At 30.1% G+C, this 16,943-nt stretch carries 14 protein-coding genes and 1 pseudogene; 2 read left to right on the plus strand and 13 right to left on the minus strand.

What is annotated here, in order from left to right:
* Together B5D15_RS00005 and B5D15_RS00010 are read right to left on the minus strand one after the other, a co-directional pair.
* A pseudogene (locus B5D15_RS00005) lies at positions 1 to 215 on the minus strand (IS21 family transposase); the annotation flags it as partial.
* 90 nt (positions 216 to 305) lie between these two features.
* On the minus strand, positions 306 to 1,043 hold the full coding sequence (locus tag B5D15_RS00010; protein ID WP_078695049.1) for an ABC transporter substrate-binding protein: 738 nt from the start codon (positions 1,041 to 1,043) through the stop codon (positions 306 to 308).
* A gap of 269 nt (positions 1,044 to 1,312) precedes the next feature.
* Between B5D15_RS00010 and B5D15_RS00015 the strand changes: the two genes are divergently transcribed.
* Both B5D15_RS00015 and B5D15_RS00020 read left to right on the plus strand, forming a co-directional pair.
* A complete protein-coding gene (locus B5D15_RS00015) occupies positions 1,313 to 3,139 on the plus strand; it encodes a sensor histidine kinase (protein WP_078695050.1) in 1,827 nt (608 codons plus the stop codon).
* On the plus strand, positions 3,132 to 4,727 hold the full coding sequence (locus B5D15_RS00020) for a response regulator (RefSeq protein WP_078695051.1): 1,596 nt from the start codon (positions 3,132 to 3,134) through the stop codon (positions 4,725 to 4,727). The genes B5D15_RS00015 and B5D15_RS00020 overlap by 8 nt, the downstream gene beginning before the upstream one ends.
* 58 nt (positions 4,728 to 4,785) lie before the next feature.
* On the opposite strand, the gene B5D15_RS00025 is transcribed toward B5D15_RS00020, so the two are convergent.
* From B5D15_RS00025 to tsaE, 11 genes are all read right to left on the minus strand, one after another.
* Entirely contained in the window at positions 4,786 to 5,805 is a 1,020-nt protein-coding gene (locus B5D15_RS00025; protein ID WP_078695052.1) for an ABC transporter permease, read from the minus strand.
* The gene (locus B5D15_RS00030; protein WP_078695053.1) at positions 5,806 to 7,299 is read right to left on the minus strand and encodes a sugar ABC transporter ATP-binding protein; all 1,494 of its coding nucleotides are present in this window, start codon (positions 7,297 to 7,299) and stop codon (positions 5,806 to 5,808) included.
* 104 nt (positions 7,300 to 7,403) lie between these two features.
* Complete coding sequence (locus B5D15_RS00035; protein WP_078695054.1) at positions 7,404 to 8,408, minus strand: sugar ABC transporter substrate-binding protein; 1,005 nt, start codon at positions 8,406 to 8,408, stop codon at positions 7,404 to 7,406.
* Between the two features lie 367 nt (positions 8,409 to 8,775).
* On the minus strand, positions 8,776 to 11,115 hold the full coding sequence (locus B5D15_RS00040) for an AraC family transcriptional regulator (protein ID WP_078695055.1): 2,340 nt from the start codon (positions 11,113 to 11,115) through the stop codon (positions 8,776 to 8,778).
* 197 nt (positions 11,116 to 11,312) lie between these two features.
* A complete protein-coding gene (locus tag B5D15_RS00045; RefSeq protein ID WP_078695056.1) occupies positions 11,313 to 12,533 on the minus strand; it encodes a 6-phosphofructokinase in 1,221 nt (406 codons plus the stop codon).
* Between the two features lie 58 nt (positions 12,534 to 12,591).
* Positions 12,592 to 13,686 (minus strand): dipeptide epimerase, encoded by a 1,095-nt coding sequence (locus B5D15_RS00050; protein ID WP_078695302.1) that lies wholly within the window; start codon positions 13,684 to 13,686, stop codon positions 12,592 to 12,594.
* A 16-nt stretch (positions 13,687 to 13,702) separates the two neighbouring features.
* Positions 13,703 to 14,485, minus strand: coding sequence for a serine hydrolase (locus tag B5D15_RS00055; protein WP_078695057.1), 783 nt, complete (start codon positions 14,483 to 14,485; stop codon positions 13,703 to 13,705).
* Between the two features lie 177 nt (positions 14,486 to 14,662).
* A complete protein-coding gene (locus B5D15_RS00060; protein ID WP_078695058.1) occupies positions 14,663 to 15,283 on the minus strand; it encodes a CBS domain-containing protein in 621 nt (206 codons plus the stop codon).
* Between the two features lie 72 nt (positions 15,284 to 15,355).
* Positions 15,356 to 15,805: a ribosomal protein S18-alanine N-acetyltransferase gene (rimI, locus tag B5D15_RS00065; protein ID WP_242948653.1), complete on the minus strand. Its 450-nt coding sequence runs from the start codon at positions 15,803 to 15,805 to the stop codon at positions 15,356 to 15,358.
* Positions 15,798 to 16,505 carry a tRNA (adenosine(37)-N6)-threonylcarbamoyltransferase complex dimerization subunit type 1 TsaB gene (gene tsaB, locus B5D15_RS00070; RefSeq protein WP_078695060.1) on the minus strand — a complete coding sequence of 236 codons (708 nt, stop codon included), beginning with the start codon at positions 16,503 to 16,505 and terminating at the stop codon, positions 15,798 to 15,800. Before tsaB ends, rimI begins: the two co-directional genes overlap by 8 nt.
* Complete coding sequence (gene tsaE / locus B5D15_RS00075; protein ID WP_078695061.1) at positions 16,502 to 16,939, minus strand: tRNA (adenosine(37)-N6)-threonylcarbamoyltransferase complex ATPase subunit type 1 TsaE; 438 nt, start codon at positions 16,937 to 16,939, stop codon at positions 16,502 to 16,504. Before tsaE ends, tsaB begins: the two co-directional genes overlap by 4 nt.
* Positions 16,940 to 16,943: the final 4 nt, after the last annotated feature.

A 16,943-nucleotide genomic window follows, 5' to 3' on the forward strand; every position in this document is an offset into this window, starting at 1 on the left:
CACCTATTAATTATTGGTATTACGGGTTCAATCTTCTTAGGCCGTCCTCTTTTATCTCCTTCTTGTTTACCTAAACTTTGATTAAAATCAGCTTTTTCAAGATATTTTATTACTGTTCTGTAATTATGCCCAGTAACTTTAACAATTTCATTTACTTTTTTCCCTTTACTATAGTACAGCTTTTTGATATTCTTAACTTGAGTCATTGTTAACATTCCTTTCTACCCCCTTTAGCCTCATCAACTAAAGGGTAGTTTATTTTGAGGATGTTGGCAATGACTTTTTTCCATTTTTTTATTTGTATTTTATTTCTGCAACTCTTTGTATTTATATTTTACACTAAACAGCTTGTTGCCATTGTCACCATTTGTTCCAACCATTGAATTCATCCAAAGTGATGTAAGCCAGCCTGAGTCTTGAGTATCCATTGAGAGCGGTGTGATTCCTGCAGCTTTTAACTTATCGCAAACTGCAAAGAACTCATCCCATGTTTTTGGAGGTTCATTTATACCAGCCTTTTTAAACAGCTCCTTATTATAGAAATATCCAATAACCTGTCTTTCATTTGGAAGTGAATATATTTTACCATTCCTACTATTAAATTCTAATACTTCCTTTGAAAACATTGCTTTCCATTCAGGGTCAGCATCAAGATAAGGAGTTAAATCAACAACCGCATTCTTTTCAAGAGCTGGATCAAGAAGATTATATCCTCCTGCATATACTATATCAGGAAGTTCATTTGCTGATAAAAGAACTTTCATCTTATCAACATATGCCTGGTCTCCTGGTATTTCTTCTATTTCTACCTTTATTTTTCCTTCATATTTTTTATTGAACTCTTCTATGTTTTTTGCTAAAACTGGAGCGTATGAATTTACTCCTACTTGAAATGAAGGATATTTAATAACAATTGGTTCATTCTTTCCTGCATTTTCACTATTTTGTGTTTGTCCGTCTTGTTTTTTTCCACATGAAGTCAGAGAAAGAACGAACATAACTAAAAGCGTGATAGTAGTTAACAATTTAATTTTCTTTCTCATTTTTCCCCCTCCTAATTAAATCTTATATATATAATAATAATCTGTTATAAAAAAAAAGTAATAAAATATATATACTAAATTTTTTATTTATTTTACATATTCAAAATTTATAGTATATTTTATAAACATTAATATAGTATTTAGCATTAATTATTTTGCTTTTCTTTATTATTTTTACTAATATTATTTATATAATTTTCAAAATTTACAAAAGCATAAATTATTGGTATTTTTATATTAGCAACAATTAAATAAACGGATGTGAAATTATGTATTCAATAATATTAAACAAAATTAAATTTATATTAAATATAATTTATATTTCAGTTCACAATTTTATTTATCAATGTCTTTATTCGATAAGATACAAATTTACAATTACAATAATTATTATAGTACTTATTCCAATGGGACTTTCTTATATATATTTATATAAAAATACTTATTTGCTTTTAAGCAAAAACCTTAGTAATAACCTAAATGATTCAGTAAAGGTTGTAAGCGATAATTTGGGAAATCAATTAGATATAATAAATAAAACATCGATGATTTTTATTTCAAATCCAATTATAAGATCAATTATTACAATAAATTCAAAAAATAATGTCTATTTAAAAGCTAAAAAAAATATTGAAATAACTCGCCAAGTTGAAAATCTCCTATCATTTAATTATGCTTGGGATAAAAAACTTTTAAAATCTGTTTTTATTTTTGAAAACTCAGATACATATTATTCTATTTCAAGAAACCCATTTACTTCAATATCTTCACAAAGAAATTATAAAATTGCTCTATCTCTATATTCATCAAAAAACGAGAAAAAAATTGTTGCACCCGATTTTAATGACCAAACCATTTACTTTGCAAGAAATATTTATGATTTAAATACCTTAGAGAAATTAGGCACTATAGTTTTAGGAATCGATGCTAAGATGCTTTCCCAAATCAATAATAGTTTAATAAACTATAGAAATATAAGAATAATTATATATGATAATGATGGAATGATATTTTCAGATATAGATATGAATAACTTAAGTAAAAAATTAAATGATATAGTTGAAATTCCCTCTAATTCTTATAATATAAAAGAAATTTCAATAAATGGGGAACCCTATCTTGCTGCAACAAAAAAAATTCCTGAATATAATTTAAATTCTCTTGTTGCAGTACCTAAAGATGAAGTTTTTTCATATCTAAAGCTCAATATGAAAAACTATCTTTTTACAATATTATTTAGTATACTTTTCTCACTTATTATAGGTATTTATTTATCATCAAAAGTTGTAAAGCCAATTAAAATTCTTACTGAAACAGCTGAAAAATTAAAAAAAGGTAACTTTAATCATAAACTTCCTTCATCAAAATACATCGAATTAAACCAACTAAATACAGTTCTTAATAACGCAGTAGATAAAATAAATTATTTAATATATCAAGTATATGAGAAGCAGCTACTACTTAGGGAAACTGAGCTTGCAATTCTTCAATCTCAGGTAAATCCCCACTTCCTATTTAACGTTTTAGAAACAATTAGTTGGGAAGCTAAATTTTCAAACAACCAAAAAATTTATGAAATGATTGCATCTCTATCTTTAATAATGCGTGCAAGTATTGCATTAAATAAAAATGATAAAATTACTATTGAAGAAGAATTAAAAATAATTAATTCATATTTAATGCTTCAAAAAATGAGATTTGACGATAGATTAAATTATATAATATATTGTGATGATGAAAAATCAAAAAACTATTATATTCCAAAGTTATGTATTCTGCCTATTGTAGAAAATGCTATTATTCACGGTTTAGAATCAAAAAGAGAAGGCGGGCAAATTATAATAAAGGTTATTTTTGAAAATAATAAAGTAATTATTTCGATTTTTGATAACGGTATAGGATTTGATACTAATAAAATTGATATCAATAATATAAAAAGTAAATATAAGTCTCATATAGGACTTTTTAATACAAACAAAAGAATAAAACTTATATATGGAGAAGAATATGGACTATCAATTAAAAGCACAATTGGATGTGGTACAGAAGCAACTATTTTCATTCCACAAGATAGAGGGGGAAATATAGATGTATAGTATTATGATTGTTGATGATGAATCTACCGTTAGAAGAGGATTAGCAAATTTTATTCCTTGGCATGATCTTGATTGTAAAATAGTATATATTGCTGCAAACGGAACTGATGCCTCAGAAAAACTTGAAGTTTATAAACCTGATATAGTAATAACAGATATAAAGATGCCAGAAATGGATGGTATTGAATTATCAAAATACATATATCTTAAATATCCTTCAACAAAAATAATAATTTTAACTGCATACAGTGATTTTTCTTATGCCCAATCAGCAATAAAATATGGCGTGGTTGATTTTGTATTAAAGCCTACATCCTTTGATAAATTAATCGAAGCCATAAATAAAGCTAAAACAATTATAGAAAATGAAAAATTTAAATCATTAAAAATTAACGTTTTAGAGGATGAAATTTCTAAAACAAAAGAAGAATTACGTGAAAGTTTTCTCTTAAAAGTTATTAATAGAATTATTACAGATACTTCTACAATTTTTAATAAAGCAAATTCATTAGAGATTAAACTTGATAATTATTACGCTGTAGTTGTAGAGGTAGCTTCTGAAAATAACTTTGAAGATTTACAAAAAAGTAAAAAGGTTGAAACCGAAATCTATGGATTAAAAAATCTTATATCAATAGTTTTAAAAAATAATAATCATTTTATTGCTACTATAAATAATAAAAATCTATGTATTTTTATAAATGTCAATAAAAACAATTCAAGTCTTCAAACAATAACTGATATATGCAATGAAATAATTCATTCAGTTAATAAACTTATTAATATTAATTTTATATTAGGTGTAAGCAGTTTAAAAAATAATATAGAAGATATAAACATCGCTTACGAAGAAGCATTACAGGCCATTTCAACAAAATTTTATATAGATAAGAATATATTTATTTATACTCAACATAAAAGCATAAATGATATGGATATTATATTCTCAATCAACACCTCTTTTGATAACATTTTAAAATCAGTTCAATCTGGAGAATATGATAATGCCTCAAAAAATTTAAAGCAATTGTTTGAAATCTATAAAAATGAAAATGTCTCTATAAGCGATACTAAAAACTTTAGCATGCTGTTATTTTCATATTTATTAGGGCTTCTTCCTAAAAACGATTCATCTTTCATAAATCATATGCCAATAGGTTCCAAAATATCACAATGCAAAAATATTGAAGAAATATATAAGATACTGTTATTTGAAATAAATTTTGTTATAGCTGAAACTAATAAAGCAAATCAGTATAACCATTCATTGATAGATATCATAAATAAATATATTGAAGAACATTATAATAAAGAATTAACTCTATCTTCAATAGCCCAGCATGTGCATTTAAATAGCAGTTATCTTAGTAGACTTTATAAAAGTAAAACAGGGCAAACATTAACAGAAAAAATAATGAAGGTTAGAATTGATAAAGCAAAAGAACTTTTATTAAGTACTAATTTAAAAGTATATGAAATAGCTTCAAATGTAGGAATTGAAAATACAAACTATTTCTCTTTACTATTTAAAAAATATACATCAATGTATCCAAAAGACTTTAGAACTTTTCATAATTGCAAAATTTAATTTCATATAAAAAACCTGTTAATAATAACAGGTTTTTTATATGAATATATTTTTAAAATCATACAGTTTGAGTTTTTGCCTTTTTTTCTGCTTGGCGTCTTAAAACGTCAACATATACAGCTGCAATTATAACAGCACCTATGGCAACCGTTTGAAGATCTGCTGAAACACCAAGAAGATTTAAGCCATTTCTTAAAACTGCCATAATCATTGCACCTATTAATGTTCCCCAAACTGTTCCTGATCCCCCCATAAAAGATGCCCCACCTATTATACAAGCTGCAATTGCATCGAGATCATAATCAAGCCCTGCAAGGGGAAATGCAGCATTAACTCTTCCTGTTAATACAAGTCCTCCTACTGAAGCCATAAGACCACATAGAGTATATACAAGTATTAAAGTTTTTTCCACATTAATTCCTGAAAGTTTTGACGCTTCAAGGTTTCCACCAACAGCATATATATATCTCCCTTGTGCTGTTCTATTTAGGAATATTGAAAAGAGTACAAAAACGATTATTACAAGTATAAAACTAACTGGAACTGGACCTATAAATCCTGCACCTATATATTGTATAGCTTTAGGAAAACCTGATATTGGTGAAGCTGCTGTAACTATAAGTGCAAGACCTCTTGCAATATTTTTCATTCCAAGTGTTGATATAAAAGGGTGGGGTAATTTCAATTTGGTAAGCATAACACCATTTAAAAAGCCTAAAAAAGCACCAATTGCAATACACATAAGCATAGCAAGTATAGGATTTATCCCCCATTTTACTACAGCAACACCCATTATACAAGTAGATAATGCAAGTACTGAACCAACAGAAAGATCTATACCAGCAGTTAAAATGGTTAAAAGCATACCTACCGAAATCAAGCTATTTATAGCCGACTGTCTTGCTATGTTCATAATATTTTTAAGAGTTAAAAAGTGAGACGAAGCAAAGGTTAGCGCTATGCATAAAAGTAAAAGTCCAAGAAGCGAACCAAATTTTGAAATATAGCTTTTAACAGATTTTTTATCTGTAGTTTGAAATCTTTCAGCCTTTACATTTTTTAATTCTAAATTGCTCATTTAATTACCTCCTGTCGCTGCAAGCATAATATTTTCTTGAGTTGCATGAGCTCTATCTATCTCTGCTGTTATTCTTCCTTCATGCATTACATACACTCTATCGCTCATTCCAAGAATTTCAGGTAGTTCCGAAGAAATCATTATTACTGCTGCTCCATCTTTGATAAGATTATTTAAAATATTATACACTTCAACTTTTGCACCAACATCTATACCTCGTGTTGGTTCATCAACAATAAATATCCTCGCGTTTGTATTAAGCCACTTTGCAATAACTACTTTTTGCTGATTTCCACCACTTAACTGTCTTGCAACAAAATTTTCAATTGGCGGATTAATGTTAAGTTTTTTAATATTTTCCCTCGTAGTTTCTTTAAGCTTTTTTAAATTCAATAGCAATCCATTTGAAGACTTTTTATAGGATGCTATATGTACATTAAAATCTATTGTATTATCAAGCACAAGTCCCTGACCTTTTCTGTCCTCAGTCAAAAATGCAATACCAAGGTTCATAGCATCCTTTGGAGATTTTATATTAACTTTCTTATTTTCAATATATATTTCACCTGAATCAATCTCATCAGCACCAAAAATAGCTCTGGCAACTTCTGTTCTTCCCGCTCCGACAAGTCCAGCTATTCCTATTATTTCTCCTTTTTTTACATTAAAGCTAATATTCTCGAAAGTACCTTTTCTTGTCAAATTTTCAACTCTTAGAGCTTCCTCTCCTATTTCAACTTTTATTTTAGGAAATTGTTGCTCTAAATTTCTTCCTACCATAAGCTTTATAAGCTCATCAACAGTAACTTTTTCAATTGGAAGAGTTGTAATCTTCATTCCATCCCTCATGACAGTCACTCTATCACATATCTCCATAACTTCCTCAAGCCTATGTGATATATATATAACTGCAATTCCCCTGCTTTTAAGTTCTCTTACAGTTCTTAAAAGTTCCTTAACCTCTCTTCCTGTAAGGCTTGAAGTTGGTTCATCCATTATTAAAAGTTTTGTTTTAATGCTCAATGCTTTTGCAATTTCAACCATTTGCTGCTGACCTATTCCAAGCAAAGCAACATCCTGTTTTGTATCAATATCTTGTCCAAGTCCCTTTAACAACTCATGAGATTTTTTTCTCATTTCTTTAATATTTAAAAGTCCCCTATCTCCATTTTGCTTTATTTCTCTACCCAAAAAAACATTTTCAGCTACTGAAAGACCTTTAATAGTATTAAGCTCTTGATAAATAGCTGTAATTCCATATTTCATAGCATCTCTTGGACCATTTATTTGAGCTTCTTTTCCTTCTATATATATTTTCCCAGCATCATTTTTATAAGCACCAGTTAAAATTTTAATAAGTGTTGATTTCCCAGCTCCATTTTCTCCAACCAAACCATGTACTTCTCCAGGAAGTATTTCAAGGTTAATGTTATCGAGTGCTCTAACCCCAGGGAATACTTTTGATACACCTTTAAGTTCTAAAAATGGCTGCACTTTTTTGTCACCTCATCTCCATATTGTGATTAAAGTTGAACCTCTGCTGTCATTTCTATTAAATGCAATACCGGATTCAACTTCACCACTTATTTTATCTTTAATTATTTTTTGCCTAATATTTTATCAAGATCTGCTTGAGCTTGATCAACGTTTTCAGCAGTTATCATACTTGTACCAGTATCTATTCTTGCATCGATTTTTTCACCCTTTGCAACTTTTACTGCTGCTTCAACACCAAATTTACCTATATTATATGGGCTTTGAGCTACTGAACCTGTAAGTTCACCTGCTTTTATTGATTTTAAAGCATCTGGTGAGCCATCAAAACCAACAGTTATTATTCCTTTCTTTCCTGCTTGCATAATTGCTCTTTGTGCACCAAGTGCCATTTCATCATTTGAACAAAATACTGCTTTTACATCAGGATATGTTTGAAGCAAGTTTTCCATAACTGACATACCCATATTTCTATCACTGTTAGCAGGTTGAACAGCCACAACTTGAAGGCCTGCATCTTCCATAGCCTTCTTTGCACCGTTTACACGCTCATCATGAGTCCCGTCTCCTAAAGCACCTCTTATAATAACAACTTTATCACCTTTTTGAAGTTTACTTGCAATAAACTTGCCGCCAACTTCTCCACCAGCATAGTTACCAGTTCCAATAAAGGATAATTTCTTATCCCAGTTTGCATTTGTATCTATTAATAATACTGGAATATTTGCCTCTGCTGCTTTATCAAATGTTGCTATAGCAGCACTTGGTTGAGACGGAGCAACAACTAATGCAGAAACTTTTTTAATAATCTGGTCTTCCATTATTGATGTCTGTCCTGCTATATCTGTCTCTGCATTAGGTCCTAAAACTTCAACCTCAACACCAAGCTGTTTTGCTGCATCCATTGCACCTGCTTGTACTATTTTCCAGTAATCACTATTTAATGCTTTTAATACAACGGCTATTTTTATTGGCTTTGTTTCATTATTACTTGCTGTATTATTATTTGAAGTCTGTTGCTCTGCTGTCTTTTTACCACATCCTATAAATGATACAGCCAACATTGTTAAAATAACCATTAAACTTAAAATTTTTGTTACTTTTTTCATACAAAAATCCCCCTCTTTAATAAATTTATTAATAAAAGCCAAAACAAACATATTTAATTTTTCAGCTATCACCTTCCTTTGTTTATTTTCAGAATTTTGTGTTAACGTCTAAATATTATAACATAATTAATTTTTTTTACAGTTTAAAGATTATTGAAATGTTTATTTTTTTCATTTTTTAAACTTTAAAATTTGATAATTTAATTAATTTTTGAATGTTTTTTCTTATGATTTACATTTTATATTTATATTTCCAATCGAAAGTCTAAATATTTATATCGTAAAATTAAATTCGGCTGATATTATTTTTATTATATCAACCGAACTTTAAACTACTTAATACTTAAATTTCTTCTTAACATTTCGATTATATACCACTTCTGTATTGATTTGGAGAAACACCATAAAACTTTTTAAAAGCAGTATAAAAATAATTATTGTTTGAAAAACCTACTCTTTCTGCTATTTCAGCTACAGTAAGATCCGTTGTCTCAAGAAGTTTTTTAGCATTCTCAAACCTTACTTCATTTATAAAAGTTGACAATGATTTACCTTCAATTTCCTTAAAAAGTACTCTTAAATAACTTGGAGATAATTTCATTTTTTCTGCAATTTCTTCAAGAGATATTGATGGATCAGTGTAATTCAAAAATATATAATTTTTTACTTTATCTACAACATCGTTTTTCTTCGAGCTCTTCTTATCTTTCATTTTTTCAGAAACATATACTGTTAATCCCATTATATAGCTTTTTATATCATCTATTGTTTCATAACTGTCCATATTATTCATAAAATCACCAGTATTTATATATACACTTTCTCTATTCATTCTCATCATATTATTTATAACCCTTATAATGTTTATTACAAGCTGAGTTACAGCAATAATCATATCACTATATGACAACTCCATGAAACTTTTGAACATGTTATCTAATTCCTTTTCTGTTTCCTCAATATTTCCAGACTTAATACATTTAAATATTACTTGTTCCTTATTTTCATTATATTTATACTCAGCAGTAATATCAGAATTTATTTTCTCGTTATATAGAATTGATTTTAAACCATATTTAAATCTGTAATTTATATAATGTTGAGCTGTGTTGTATGCCTTTGAAATATTTTCAATTCCATGAGATAGCTTGCTAATTGAGGCTGAAACGGAAATATTATCATCGTATAATATATCCTGTATTTTTTTAATTAATTCTATTATTTTATCAATTGATTTTTGTTCATTATCTTCTTTGTAGTCAATAATAACGCAAACTTCATTATCATTAAAATTTAAAATTTCACATTTATAATATTTAGAACATACATTTTCAGCTGTTAAAATTACTTTGTTTTCTATTGCTAATATTTTATCCTGTGAATATTTTTGTTGTATAAGCTGCTTATACCTATCTATCTTAATAAGAATTACATATATATACTTAAATTCGAGGTTAACTCCTAGTTCTATTAATCTTTTTCTAACGTCATCTGTACCAGGTTTCTTATTCAATAATAAATCCATTATTATGTTCTTTTTTATAAAATTAGCATCAACATCAGATAGCTTCCTTGCATCTTCAGATTTTTGAATAATTGCATCAACTGCTTTTGTCATATATTCAATATCAGTACTATCTATTTCTTTCAAGGCATCACCAAAATCATTGTTTTCATCATAATAATTTTTTAATGTTTTTATTACTTCAGCAATTGGTGAATATATTTTTTCAGAACATAAAAAAGAAAGAATTAACGCTAAAATAAATAAAATAATAAAAGTTTTTATCATATACTGTATCATTCGAGAAATTGTTCCCATAAGTGTCTCATATGGAACAATATTTATTAACTTTAAACCTAAATTATCACTTGTTTTATATGTAATAATATAAGGTTTCCCATTAATCTTATTCAAAAAGCTTCCGCTTTCAATATCCGAATTTAATATTTTTTGTATATAACCTTGTGACGAAATGTTATTTAAAAACATATCAGTATTAGAACCAAATATAATCCTTCCGTTTCTATCAATTGCAAAAAGATTATATCCTTTTTGAGACATATCTTTAAAATAAGCTTGTACAGAATCAGCATCCACATTGAGTATTATTGCACCATATGGAACGCTTTCATTTGTTGATTTAATATTTGTAAGCATAATTGACAAAACATCTTTTTGGTATTTCTGATTACTTATACTTATTGCTATTTTCCTAGGAATAAATTTTGTGCTCATAGTTTCATTATTTTTCTTGATAATATCAATTATTTCTTTATCATAAAAACTATTATATTTAGCTGAATTACCAATAGAAGTATATATAATATTAGTATTATAATTATAAATATATATTGACTGTACAAAAGGAAGTTTTAGAGCTGCCTGTTTTATTTTAGTCTCTCCTATTAATGACGGGCTTTTATTATTAAACATTAAATTATATACATCCTCATCTAAATATAACTGGTACATATATGATTTTGCCCAGTTTAATGTATACCCAATATAATATTCTGCTTGATTCAATATTTTCTTTGATGTATCTTCCGATTGCTCCATCATCTGTTTTTTATATCCTTGATATAATACTAAAGTAAATATTAAAAGAATTATAGATATTACAACAATATAGGAAATAATAAGTCTTTGAAAAACGCTTTTTAACTTTATACCTTTTTTTATTTTACAAAATAACGATTTCATATATTGCCTCCTTCAAATAGTGTCTTATCCTTAGCAAAGTTTCTATAAATTGTATAAATAATTTAATAATTAAAATATTTTATATCTTAAAATAATTATATTTAATAATTCATTTTAATGCTATAAAAAATATTTGTTACAAATTATTAAGGCTGGCTTTAAATAGATATTAAATTCTATTTAAAGCCAGCCTTTCCCTACTCCTTCTTCAAAAGTTTCGGCACTTTTGGTGCCCTTAATCTGTGTGCCTGCTGAAGCCCTGATCCTAAAAGCGGGAGTACATAATGCCTGAAGGCTTCAGTTACATTGTTACCTTCGCTGTTTATAAACTCATCGGGCATATGTTTTGTTTTGCCTGCAACCTCTTCAAGGTTAGTCAGCTGATAATCAACAGAATAGTCTCCTGTTCTGTGAATAGTTATTGAGCCGTCAAGGTTGTGCCATATTGCAAATTGTGCCGCTTTCTCTCCAACTTCCCTTGCCTCATGCTGGTCAACGTCTGATACACAGCCAAAGAAAGACCTTTGAAGATAACCGAAGGTATCCGTTCTAACCCTTTTAATTCCTAGATTTTTCTTTATATAATTTGCCAAAAGATCTCCTAATGCACCTGTTCCAGAGAGCTGCACATTTCCAAATTCGTCCTTTTCAACATTATTCAAAAGTTTTGTAACAATAGGATTGCCCTCCTCATCACAAATACCCTCAGATACTGCAATAACGCATCTTCCGTATTTTTCATAAATTCTTTTAACATCCTCAAGATACTTTTCTATGTTAAAAGGCCTTTCAGGAAGATATATAAGATGCGGGCCATCATCAGGGTATTTTTGTGCAATGGATGATGCTGCTGTTAAAAAACCTGCATGTCTACCCATAACAACACCTATATAAACGCCAGGGAGAGCTCTAACATCGAGATTGATTCCAGTAAAGGCCTGAGCTACAAATTTAGCAGCAGAACCGTATCCTGGAGTATGGTCATTTATTACTAAATCATTATCAATAGTCTTTGGTATATGTATTGCCCTAAATTCATAATCAGAAAGCCTTGCGTTTTCATTTACAATTCTAACAGTATCAACCGAATCATTACCGCCTATATAGAAAAAATATCTAATGTCATGGGCTTTTAAAACATTGAAAATTTCTTTGCAGTATTTTTCATCAGGCTTATCCCTCGTTGAAAAAAGTGCAGAGGATGGAGTTAGTGCAACCTGTTCAAGATTGTGGGTTGTTTCCTGAGTTAAATCAAGAAAGTCCTCTTTAATTATTCCAGCAACTCCATGAACCGCTCCGTAAACCTTTGTTACTTGAGGAAATTTCCTCGACTCTAAAACTGCACCTACAAGGGATTGATTGATAACGGCTGTAGGCCCGCCGCCCTGTGCAACCAGTACCTTCCCTTCAAGTTTCATTTAAAATCCCTCCCCATAATTGAATAAATATTTTTAATTTTATATATATTTTACTATATTATTCATATAAAGAAAGATTATTTTTTACTTTCTTAATTCCAAGACCAAAATCTTCAGACATTTTTATATTTCTGCCATCGATTATAACTCCTCCAACTGCAATATCCTCCGATAGAAGAGTTGATGCATCAAGGTCTGACCTTGTCACAATGTTTTTCCCTGCTGATAGAGATGATGCAGCAGTAATTCCAACCTTACTTTCCATCATGCTTCCTATCATACATTCCACACCGCAGGATTGTGCAATACTTAAAATGTTTTGTGCATTGTAAAGTCCTCCGCTCTTCATAAGCTTTACGTTTAAAATATCGCAGGCACGCATATTCAAAAGTTTTAACGCATCATAGGGTGAAAATAAGGATTCATCAGCCATAATAGGTATGTCAACATTATCTGTCACATATTTTAGGCCTTCAAAATCATAATATACAACCGGCTGCTCAACAAGTTCAATATCAAGCCCCATATCCTCCATCTTTCTTATAACCCTTACTGCTTCCTTAGGTTTCCATCCTTGATTTGCATCAAGCCTTATCTTAATGTCATAGCCAACAGCATCCCTTATGGCCTGAATCCTTTTTATATCAAGGCTGCTGTCAATGCCTACTTTTATTTTAAGTATTCTATAACCTTTATTAACATACTCTAAGGCTTCAATTGCCATTTTCTCTTCATCGCCTATGCTTACCGTAATATCTGTTTCAATTTCTTTTTTCGCTCCTCCAAAATATCTATATAAAGGCATTTTATATTTTTGGCAAAACAAATCATGTACAGCAATATCAACAGCTGCCTTAGGGCTATAATTTTTAATCATACATTTATTAATCTTTAAAAGTATATTTTCAAAATCATCAATATCCATGCCCTTAATTGAAGGGAAAATAAAATTTTCAATAGATTCTTTTATAGAGCCCAAAGTATCCCCAGTTATAACAGCTGTTGGAGATGCCTCACCAAAACCTATTTCCCCTGTATCTGTAATTATCTCAACTATTATAGTACTTAAAACCTTTAAAGTCCTAAGAGCAGTTTTAAAGGGCCTTTTTAAAGGAATGTCTGCCTGATATATTTTATAATCCTGTATTTTCATAATATCCCCCCTAAGCTTAAAATGATTTATAAGATTCAATAAAATAGTCATAAACTTCCTTTGAAACCTGTGCTATTGCAAACCTTGCATCGTTGTTAGACTTTACATCATAGGTCATCATGGTAAATATGTAATCTAAATTATCTAAAAAAACTATTCCAAAATCATGGTCAACTCTTGAAACTTCCCCTGTTTTATGTGCGATACTAACTTCTTCAGGAATAAAATATGCCATCATAGAAGTATCGAGCTGATGCTTTAAAATATCCATCATAATTTTAGAAGAGCTCTCATCTACAACCTCTCCCTTATATAAAAGCTCCATAAAAAGAGTTAAATCCCTTGCACAGGTTTTGTTTTCAAGTCCTTTATCTCTCGCTATAAAATCCATCATCTTTCTTTCAAGAACAGTTAAGCTGCAGCCTAAGGATTTTATATAATCATTTATTTTACCCATGCCAAGAATATCTATTAAAACATTGGTAGAAGTATTATCGCTCTGTATAATCATTAAGGTTATTAAATCCATTATTGTATAGGTATTATCTTCACTTAGAAGAGATATTATGCTGTAGGGTACATGATAACTTTTATCAACTTTAATTCTTTCCTTTAGTGATATTTTACCTTCTTTAGCCTGTCTGAAAGCCTCCGCCATAATAAAAACCTTAATAGTGCTTGCAGATGGAATAGAGGTATCTCCATTTATATTCAGCATTTCACCTGTTGAAAGATTTTTAACTATTAAAGAATATTTTATGTCATGCTTTTCCATAATACCCCTAATATTATCAAACATAAAAACACCCCCTCGCAAAAACGCCACCCAAGCTGCAATACAAAAAATTTGTTTCGTTAGCTGAGTGGCACTAAATATTATGTATAAACTTTATAAATGTGGTAATAATTTAAATAAAAGCAGCTTCCCATGGTAAATATCCCCGTTCAGGCACAGTGTATGTATACACTGTGCCTTTTACTGTACTCTAAATCCTGCATCCCTTACGGCATCAACAAGCCTTACCATGCTGCTGCATCTTACTCTTACTACTATCTCTTTAACATCAGTTTTAACCTTAGGATCAAGAACCACAAAACTTATAATGTCTCCTCCAAACCTTGAAATTATCTCCGTCAGCTTTGCTATCTGACCTGGTATGTCATAGGCAAGAACTGTAATCTTTTGTCCCTTATTTATGCCAAGAGCTTCTGAAAACTGCCTGAAAATAGCATAGTGTGTAATAATACCCTCAAAAACTCCGTAATCATTAACTACAGCAATAAATGGAACCCCATATATATCAAGAGCATGGGATGCCTTTTCAATTTCATCATTTGGGCTTAAAGAAGGAATATCTACTCTCATCAAATCCTTTACTTTCCTAAAGTCAAGATAATCATCTCTATCTCCTCCAACTTCAAAGTACTCAGAGTATATTCTTTCCCTTGAAATTATTCCAAGAAATCTCTTATCCTTTAAAACCGGTATGGACAAAAAATCCTTTTCATTCATCTTTTGCAGTGCAACCCTTAGGCTATCCTCAGGTGTTACTGTTGTAAGCTCTTCCTTTGGGAGCATCAAGGCTCTTATATACATAGAACCCCTCCTTAATTCAAAACTAATATTTAGTAAATTATACTACATAATTGAAATAATTACCATATATTTTTAAATATCATATTTCCACATAATAATAGCATCCTCGTTATTATCGCTGTAATATTTTTTCCTTACAGCAACCTCAATAAAGTTATATTTTTTATAAAGATTAATAGCAGGTATATTGCTTTTTCTTACTTCGAGAGTCATTGCATGTACACCTTTTCCCCTGCAGCAATTAATCATATCCTCAAGAAGAAGGCTTCCTGCTCCAACTCCTCTATATTCTGGATGAACAGCTATATTTGTAATATGAGCCTCATCAAGCATAACCCACATACCACCGTAGGCTATAACGATTTCATCCTTAACAGCTACTCTATATAGTGCACATTTGTTTGTAGTAAGCTCGCTGTAAAAGGACTCCCTTTGCCATGGGGAGGTAAAACTTAATCTCTCTATTAAATAAACATCATCTATATCCGAAAGCTCCATATCCCTGAAAATTATATCATTCAAGATTTTCACCTGTCCTTTTTTCATACTCCCTTTCAGCCTGGGATTTTCTTATATATATGGGGCTGAAGGTATATATGCTTTGCTTTTCACCATCTTTAAGCCTTAAAAGTGCAAGCTCTCCAAGAAATGCAGCCCTTGGCATCATAGTAGAAAGCGGTGCAAAATATGCTCTATCCTTTAGTGTTTCCTTAATTATTTTTTCATGAATTTTAACTCCATCTCCGCAAAACATAACCTTATCATCTTTTAACTTTTCCAAAAGTTCATTTATATGAAGAGCTTCATATTCACAAAGCCTTATAAGTTTTCCCTTTTCCCATCTGAAATTGCATGTATAAACGTTATCCCTTAGAGCATCCATAATAGGGCATATAATGCCGTCAAATCCTACTTGCGCAAAAGCTATAGAATCAAGGCTTGACACAGCAATAAAATCCTTATCTTTCCCCTGTGCTAATCCCTTGGCTGCTGCAAGCCCTATCCTAAGCCCAGTAAAGGATCCCGGTCCTGCAGATACCGCAACGGCATCTATATCATCCATAGTTACCTCAAGCATCTTTAAAAGATTTTCTATCATTGGAAGAAGCACCACAGAATGCTGAAGCTTATAATCTAAAAATATTTCCGCCTCAAGTTTGTTATCATTTATAACAGCAGCCCCGGCGGCGCTAAGAGATGATTCTATAGATAGTACCCTCATTTTATTCCTCCTAAATTTAGTTTATTAGAATCTATATGTATTTCACGAATATTTTCATCTACCTTTTTTATATTTATCTTTATAATATCCTTTGGAAGTATTTCAGAAATCATATCCCCCCATTCAATAATGGATATGCCGTTCCCAAAAATATATTCATCAAAACCTATTTCATAAAGTTCTTCTATATCATTAATCCTGTAAACATCAAAATGATATAAAGGAAGTCTTCCCCTGTATTCATTGACTATGGTAAAGGTTGGGCTTGTAATATAGTCCTCAACCTCAAGGCCCTTTGCAATTCCCTTCGTTAGCTGGGTTTTTCCTGCTCCTAAATCTCCGTTTAAAGATATGATATCCCCACTATTTAAAACCCTTCCTATTTTTATTCCCAGCTCATAAGTTTCCTCAACGCTTGTTGTTTTTATAATCATACTC

This window comes from Caloramator quimbayensis, assembly GCF_900167605.1.
Classification (GTDB): Bacteria; Bacillota; Clostridia; order Clostridiales; family Caloramatoraceae; genus Caloramator_B; species Caloramator_B quimbayensis.

Excerpts from the sequence above, each read along its gene's own strand:
- B5D15_RS00010 (WP_078695049.1), bottom strand. The coding sequence starts at position 1,043 with ATGAGAAAGAAAATTAAATTGTTAACTACTATCACGCTTTTAGTTATG.
- B5D15_RS00020 (WP_078695051.1), top strand. The coding sequence starts at position 3,132 with ATGTATAGTATTATGATTGTTGATGATGAATCTACCGTTAGAAGAGGA.
- B5D15_RS00025 (WP_078695052.1), bottom strand. The coding sequence starts at position 5,805 with ATGAGCAATTTAGAATTAAAAAATGTAAAGGCTGAAAGATTTCAAACT.
- B5D15_RS00055 (WP_078695057.1), bottom strand. The coding sequence starts at position 14,485 with ATGTTTGATAATATTAGGGGTATTATGGAAAAGCATGACATAAAATAT.
- B5D15_RS00040 (WP_078695055.1), bottom strand. The coding sequence starts at position 11,115 with ATGAAATCGTTATTTTGTAAAATAAAAAAAGGTATAAAGTTAAAAAGC.
- B5D15_RS00045 (WP_078695056.1), bottom strand. The coding sequence starts at position 12,533 with ATGAAACTTGAAGGGAAGGTACTGGTTGCACAGGGCGGCGGGCCTACA.
- B5D15_RS00060 (WP_078695058.1), bottom strand. The coding sequence starts at position 15,283 with ATGTATATAAGAGCCTTGATGCTCCCAAAGGAAGAGCTTACAACAGTA.
- tsaB (WP_078695060.1), bottom strand. The coding sequence starts at position 16,505 with ATGAGGGTACTATCTATAGAATCATCTCTTAGCGCCGCCGGGGCTGCT.
- B5D15_RS00035 (WP_078695054.1), bottom strand. The coding sequence starts at position 8,408 with ATGAAAAAAGTAACAAAAATTTTAAGTTTAATGGTTATTTTAACAATG.
- tsaE (WP_078695061.1), bottom strand. The coding sequence starts at position 16,939 with ATGATTATAAAAACAACAAGCGTTGAGGAAACTTATGAGCTGGGAATA.
- B5D15_RS00050 (WP_078695302.1), bottom strand. The coding sequence starts at position 13,686 with ATGAAAATACAGGATTATAAAATATATCAGGCAGACATTCCTTTAAAA.
- B5D15_RS00015 (WP_078695050.1), top strand. The coding sequence starts at position 1,313 with ATGTATTCAATAATATTAAACAAAATTAAATTTATATTAAATATAATT.